Below are 6,559 nucleotides of genomic sequence, written 5' to 3' on the forward strand. Positions count from 1 at the left end.
CTTGCGCGAAGCTTAACCGGCGAACCGCGGTTTCAGTCCACAGCCTCAGCCGGGCGCCTGCCGCAATGCTTCCAGAACGCCCTTGCCGTAGCGGTCCAGCTTGGTCTGACCGACGCCGGAGATGTGGCCGAGCCGCTCCAGATCGCCCGGTTCGGCGAGGGCGATCTCCAGCAGGGTCTTGTCCTGGAAGATGACATAGGGCGGGACGTGCTGTTCGGCGGCGCGGTCGCGGCGCCAGGCGCGCAGGGTCTCGAAGCGGGCGCGGACGTCGGCGTCCATGGTTTCGAGCGCGGCGTTGCGCCCGGTGCGGGTGCGCTCACGAGCCGGGGCTGCGCGGGCGGCGGCGGCCCTGACCTCGATCACCCGCTCGCCGCGATAGACGGTACGCACGGCCTCGGGGTCGCCGAGCATGACCAGCGGCTTGCCCTCATTGGGATCCTCGACCAGCAGCCCCTCGAACATCAGATGGTCGATGATGTCGCGCCAGGTGTGCTGACCGGTGTCGGCCCCGATGGCCCAGGTCGACAGGGCGGTCTCCCACGGCTGGACGTCCTTCGTCTTGCCCAGCAGGTGGTCGATGACGCGGGTCTTGCCGAACCGTTCGCCGAGTCTCTGCACCGCCGCCAGCGCCTTCTGGGCCGGGACGGTGGCGTCGAAGACGGCGGGCGGGTCGAGGCACAGGTCGCAGACGCCGCAGCGTTCGGCGCCCTCTTCCCCGAAATAGCGGCGCACGGCCTGGGCGCGGCAGACGGCGCCATCCAGCATGGCGAACAGCTGGCGGGCCTTGCGCACCTGCACCGCCTTGACCTCCTCGGCCATGGGACGGCCCTCAAGGCGCTTCAGCGTCCAGGCAATGTCGGACGGGCCGTACAGGGTGATGCCGTCGGCGGGCTCGCCATCACGCCCGGCGCGGCCGATCTCCTGCCAGTAGGCTTCCAGCGAGCCGGGCGGATCGGCGTGGATGACGAAGCGGACATCGGCCTTGTCGACCCCCATGCCGAAGGCGATGGTCGCGACCATGACGGCCCCGTCCTCGGCGAGGAACCGCTCCAGCCGCCGGTCGCGGTCGCGGGCCTCCATGCCGGCGTGATAGGCGATGGCGTTGGTTCCGGCGGTGCGGAGCGCCTCGGCCACCCGCTCGCAGCCGTCCCGGCTGCCGCAATAGACCACCCCGGACTTGCCGCGGCGCTGGCGCACCAAGTCGATGACGGCGGCGTCGGTGCGGGCCCGCGAGGCGCTTTCCTTGCGGATCGCCGAGAGCTGCAGATTGGGTCGGGCGAAGCTGTCGACGACGACCTTCGCGTCGTCCAGCCGCAGCGAGCGGACGATGTCGTCACGGGTGCGGGCGTCAGCCGTGGCGGTGACGGCGATGCGCGGCACGCAAGGAAACAGTTCGGCCAACCGGCCCAACGTCCTGTAATCCGGACGGAAATCATGTCCCCATTGTGAGACACAGTGGGCCTCGTCGATGGCGATCAAGCTCAGGGGCAGGTCATGGAGCCGGTCGATCAGATGCGGCTGCGCCAGTCCCTCAGGTGAGACATAGAGCAGGTCGAGCTCCCCCGCCCGGGCCTGCCGCCAGATGGCCGAGCGGTCGTCCATGGAGACGCCGGAATCGAGCCGGGCGGCCGCCACCCCCTGCTGTTTCAGCGCCTCGACCTGGTCGGTCATCAGGGCGATCAGGGGCGAGACCACAAGGCCGAGGCCGGGCCGCAGCATGGCGGGGATCTGGTAGCAGACCGACTTGCCGCCGCCGGTCGGCAGGACGGCGACCACGTCGCGACCGGCGAGGATCTCGGTCACCACCTCGGCCTGACGCCCGCGAAAATCGGCATGGCCCCAGACCCGCTCCAGCGTCGCCCGGGCGTCGGCCAACGTTGGCGCGGGCGGGTCGGTCAGGGTCGAGTCGGCGAACATGGCGGCCTTGTGCCTCATTTGTTCCGCCCTGTCAGTCGTGAAGTCGGGACAGTTTCGCGTTCGACGGCGATACCGCTATTAGGCGCCGCCATGACCACGCTTCTCTATGGCCGGCCCCCGGCGGTATTCGATCCGCCCGGGGCGGCGACCCAGCTGTCGCCCCTGATTCCCGGCTCGACGCCGCTCGAGGATGTGGCCGAAGGTTCGGCCGAGGCGATCATGATCTACGCCCCGCCCGGCGTGCTGGAGCGGCGCTATACGCTGGCGCTGGCGCTCAGGGGGCTGAAGGTCGGCGGGCGGCTGGATGTGATGGCGGCCAAGGACAAGGGCGGGTCGCGACTGAAGAAGGAGCTGGAAGGCTTCGGCGTCGAGGTCGGCGAGAGCGCCAAGGCGCATCATCGGCGTTGCGTCGTGATCCGGCCGAAGACGCTGACCGGGATCGACGAGGCCGTCGCCGCGGGCGCGCCGCGTATGGTCGAGGGGCTGGACGCCTGGTCGCAGCCGGGCGTCTTCGCCTGGGACCGGATCGACGCGGGGTCGCTGCTGCTGGCGCAGGCGATGCCGCCGCTGAAGGGCGCGGGGGCCGATCTGGGTTGCGGTTACGGGGCGCTGGCGACGGTAGTTTTGGGCTCACCGGCGGTGACCTCGCTGCGTCTGGTTGATCTGGACCGGCGGGCGATCGCGGCGGCGCGGAAGAATGTGACCGATCCGCGCGCGACCTTCGAATGGACCGATGTCCGGACGCTGGAGGATGTCGGCGAGTTGAATTTCGTCGTCAGCAATCCGCCCTTCCACGACGGCGGCGCCGAGGACAAGCGGCTGGGCCAGGCTTTCATCCGCAAGGCCGCGGCCCTGCTGAAGAAGGGCGGCGTGCTGTGGGTCGTGGCCAACCGCCACCTGCCTTATGAGGCCGAGCTGAAGGACGCCTTCAAACGGGTCGACATGATCGCCGACAGCGGCGGCTACAAGGTGTTCGAGGCGGTGAAGTGAAAGCCTCCACCTCCCGCGTGGACAGGCTGCTCGGCTCGTTGGGCTATGGCTCGCGGACCGAGATGGCGCGGCTGGGTAAGGCCGGCGGGATCGTGCTGGACGGGGTCGATCTGACGGATGTGTCGAAGCGGATCGCGGTGACGCCGGACCTGACGGCGCGGATGGAGATCGACGGCCAGCCGCTGGATCCGGTGCCGGGTCTGGCGATGATGCTGCACAAGCCGCTGGGCATGACCTGTTCGCGGAAGGAGGACGGGGCTCTGGTCTATGACGTCCTGCCGCCGCGCTGGCGGCGGCGCGATCCGGCGATCTCGACCATCGGCCGGCTGGACAAGCAGACGACGGGCCTGCTGCTGCTGACTGACGACGGCGACCTGCTGCACCGCGTGATCTCGCCCAAACGCCATGTGGCCAAGGTCTATCGCGCGACCCTGGCGCGGCCGCTGGTCGGGACGGAGGGCGATGTGTTCGCCGCCGGGGGTCTGGTGCTGGAGGGCGAGGACAAGCCGTTGTCGCCAGCGGTGCTGGAGGTGCTGTCGCCGACCGAGGCGCGGCTGACGGTGACCGAGGGCCGCTATCACATGGTGCGGCGGATGTTCGCGGCGGTGGGCAATCACGTCGAGGGGCTGCACCGCGAGCGGGTCGGGGGGCTGGCGTTGCCGGACGATCTGGCGCCGGGGGCGTGGCGGCTGCTGGACCAGGCACAGATCGACCTGATCTTCGCCTGACGGAACCGCACCCGGCCTGCTGACTTATCGCTCCGCTTCCAGCGGAGACGACATGACCGGGGCGACGATCAAGAGAGACCTGCGTACGGGCCGTTCGCTGTGGGCGGACAGCGCCGGTCTGGGCGTGCCCGTAAAGCCGCTGAATGAGGCGATTTCCGTCGATGTGGCCATCGTCGGGGCGGGGATCAGCGGCGCCTTCATGGCGCATGAGCTGAGCCGGGATCACACGGTGGCCGTGCTGGACCGGCGGCCGCCGCTGACCGGCTCGACCGTGGCCTCGACCGCCCTGCTGCAATGGGAAATCGACCTGCCGCTGACCGCCCTGGCCAGGGGAATCGGACTGGCGGAGGCGAGGCGGGCGTATCTGCGATCGCGCTCGGCCGTCGACGCCCTCAGGCGCATCGTCGCCGAAGAGAAGATCGTGTGCGGTCTGGAGGACAAGGCGACCCTCTATCTGGCCGGCGACGCCTACGGCCATCGTGCGCTGCGGACGGAGGCGGAGGCGCGGGCGGCGATCGGGCTGGAGAGCCGGTACATCGGTCCGGCCGACCTCCGCGAACAGTTCGGCATCGACCGTCCGGGCGCCATCGTCAGCCAGGGCTCGGCCAGCGCCGACCCGGCCCGGCTGGCGGCGGCCCTGTTGCGGCGGGCGCAGACGGCCGGGGCGACCGTCTATTCGCGGGTCGAGGTGATGGAGGCCGCCAGCGATCCCGACGGCGTGACCCTGCTGACCGATGCCGGCCATGCGGTGCGGGCCAAGTCGGTGGTGTTCTGCTGCGGTTATGAGTTCCCCAAGGGGGTGCCGACGCCGGGCGCAAAGGTGATCTCGACCTGGGCCATGGCGTCGATGCCGCGCCAGCCCTGCCCCGCATGGCTGCGCGAGACCCTGGTCTGGGAAGCGTCGGATCCGTACCTTTATTTCCGTATGGGCGGAGACGGGCGGCTGATCGTCGGCGGCGAGGACGAGGCGTCGCCGGACGCGCATGCCGACAAGGCGAAGATGAAGCGGAAATGCGAGACCATCACGCTCAAACTGTCGCGCCTTCTGCCCGGGGTCGAGTTCGAGGTCGACTACAGCTGGGCCGGGGCCTTCGGCGAGAGCGCGACCGGCCTGCCCTCCATCGCTCCCGTGCCGGACATGGACCACGCCTGGGCGGTCATGGGCTTCGGCGGCAACGGCATCACCTATTCGGTGATCGCCTCGCAGGTGGTGTCCAAGGCCATTCGCGGAGGGAGCGATCCGGATGCGGACCTGTACGCAACGTGATTTGACGATAGCTATCAAGATGGCCATCTTCATCCCATGAGCCACTATTCCGTCGCCGAGGCCAAGAACAACCTGCCGAAACTGCTCGACCGCATGCTGGCGGGCGAGAAGGTCGTCATTACGCGGCGCGGCAAGCCCATTGCGCGGCTTGAGCCGGAAAAGGCGCCGGCCGTGGGCTTTCCGCTCGATCTCGAGTGGCTCGACGCCAACCGGGTGAAGCCTGAGAAGGGACCGATCGACACGGTGGCGGGGGTCGCAGAGATGCGGCGCGGATACCGCTATTGAGCACCTATATCGACACGAGCGTCGTCGTGTCCTTCTTCATCCAGGACGACCATGCCGACGCCGCGCGGCGCTGGGCCCGGACGGACCCAAGCGTTGCGATCAGCGACTGGACGGCGACGGAATTCTCTTCAGCCCTGTCACATCATGTGCGGCTTGGGTCGTTGTCCGATCGGGAGCGCAAGGCCGCCGAACTGGCGTTTGACCGTTGGGCCATGCGCGGCGTTGTTCTTGAGGTTGCGCGGGAGCGGTTCCAGGATGCCCGGATTCTGATGCAGGGACATCGCCGCCTGCGCGCGCCAGACGCCTTGCACCTCGCTATCGCACGGCATGAGGGGCTTCCCCTGGCGACGCTCGACCATGACCTGCGCGACGCCGCCGTCGCCGAGGGCCTCAAGGTCGTAGACCTTTGACCCAGGCCAAGATCTGCGGCCTGACCACGCCGGACGCGCTGGGCGCGGCCCTCGCCGGCGGCGCGGCCTTCGTCGGGGCGGTGGTGTATCCAAAGAGCCCACGCCACATCGACCCGCTGCACGGGGCGACCCTGTTCGAGCGGGCGCGGGGCAGGGCCGGGATCGTGGCCGTCACGGTCGACGCCGACGACGCCCTGCTGACCGAGATCGCCCTGATCCTGAAGCCGGACCTTATCCAGTTGCACGGCCATGAGACCCGCGAACAGGCGGAGCGGGCGCGAATGCTGACGGGGGCGGGGATCATCAAGGTCCTGCCGATCCGGACGGTTGAGGATTTCGAGGAGGCGGAAGCCTGGGAGCCGTTCGTCGATCATCTGATGTTCGACGCGAAGCCGCCCGAAGGCTCGTATCTGCCGGGCGGGGTCGGGGCGCGATTCGACTGGTCGCTGCTGGCCGGACGGGCGTTCCGGCGTCCGTGGTTCGTGGCCGGCGGTCTGAACCCGGACAATGTGGCGCAGGCGATTTCGGTGTCCGGTGCGCCCCTCGTGGATGTGTCCTCTGGCGTCGAAACCGCGCCGGGTGTTAAGGACCCGGCCCTGATCGCGGCGTTTCTCGACGCCGTCCGGTCGGCCTGATTTCCGCCGCTCCCCCGCGCGAAAGCTTTGACCGTGAACGCCATCCTGCCGAACCATTACGCCATGCCTGACGCCGAGGGCCGTTTCGGCCCCTATGGCGGACGGTTCGTGGCCGAGACTCTGATGCCGCTGGTTCACGAGCTGAACGCGGCCTATGAGGCGGCGAAGGCGGACCCGACCTTCCAGGCGGAACTCGACGGCTTCCTGACCGACTATGTCGGCCGGCCCAGCCCGCTGTATCTGGCCGAGCGGCTGACGGCGCATTACGGGGCCGCCGACATCTGGTTCAAGCGCGACGAGCTGAACCATACCGGCGCGCACAAGATC

General features: G+C 69.1%; 7 protein-coding genes and 1 pseudogene. 7 read left to right on the top strand and 1 reads right to left on the bottom strand.

All coding sequences use genetic code 11. The annotated features are described in order from the left end of the window. Positions 1-45 precede the first annotated feature (45 nt). Positions 46-1,935, bottom strand: coding sequence for a DNA helicase RecQ (recQ, locus tag B3E43_RS15495; protein WP_292031104.1), 1,890 nt, complete (start codon positions 1,933-1,935; stop codon positions 46-48). Positions 1,936-2,007: 72 nt separating this feature from the next. Here recQ and B3E43_RS15500 point away from each other — a divergent pair, with 72 nt between their 5' ends. The 7 genes and pseudogenes from B3E43_RS15500 to B3E43_RS15530 form a co-directional block, all read left to right on the top strand. Then, positions 2,008-2,907, top strand: coding sequence for a class I SAM-dependent methyltransferase (locus tag B3E43_RS15500; protein WP_292031106.1), 900 nt, complete (start codon positions 2,008-2,010; stop codon positions 2,905-2,907). Then, positions 2,904-3,635, top strand: a complete 732-nt coding sequence (locus B3E43_RS15505; RefSeq protein WP_292031108.1) for a pseudouridine synthase — start codon at positions 2,904-2,906, stop codon at positions 3,633-3,635. The genes B3E43_RS15500 and B3E43_RS15505 overlap by 4 nt, the downstream gene beginning before the upstream one ends. A 52-nt stretch (positions 3,636-3,687) precedes the next feature. Then, positions 3,688-4,902 carry an NAD(P)/FAD-dependent oxidoreductase gene (locus B3E43_RS15510; RefSeq protein ID WP_292031110.1) on the top strand — a complete coding sequence of 405 codons (1,215 nt, stop codon included), beginning with the start codon at positions 3,688-3,690 and terminating at the stop codon, positions 4,900-4,902. A gap of 36 nt (positions 4,903-4,938) precedes the next feature. After that, positions 4,939-5,187: a type II toxin-antitoxin system Phd/YefM family antitoxin gene (locus B3E43_RS15515; RefSeq protein WP_292031112.1), complete on the top strand. Its 249-nt coding sequence runs from the start codon at positions 4,939-4,941 to the stop codon at positions 5,185-5,187. Next, positions 5,184-5,597: a type II toxin-antitoxin system VapC family toxin gene (locus B3E43_RS15520; RefSeq protein WP_292031114.1), complete on the top strand. Its 414-nt coding sequence runs from the start codon at positions 5,184-5,186 to the stop codon at positions 5,595-5,597. The genes B3E43_RS15515 and B3E43_RS15520 overlap by 4 nt, the downstream gene beginning before the upstream one ends. Further along, positions 5,594-6,232 (top strand): phosphoribosylanthranilate isomerase, encoded by a 639-nt coding sequence (locus B3E43_RS15525; protein ID WP_292031116.1) that lies wholly within the window; start codon positions 5,594-5,596, stop codon positions 6,230-6,232. The genes B3E43_RS15520 and B3E43_RS15525 overlap by 4 nt, the downstream gene beginning before the upstream one ends. 63 nt (positions 6,233-6,295) lie before the next feature. Next, a pseudogene (locus B3E43_RS15530) lies at positions 6,296-6,559 on the top strand (tryptophan synthase subunit beta); the annotation flags it as partial.

Source organism: Brevundimonas sp. UBA2416 (genome assembly GCF_002343105.1).
Taxonomy (GTDB): Bacteria; Pseudomonadota; Alphaproteobacteria; order Caulobacterales; family Caulobacteraceae; genus Brevundimonas.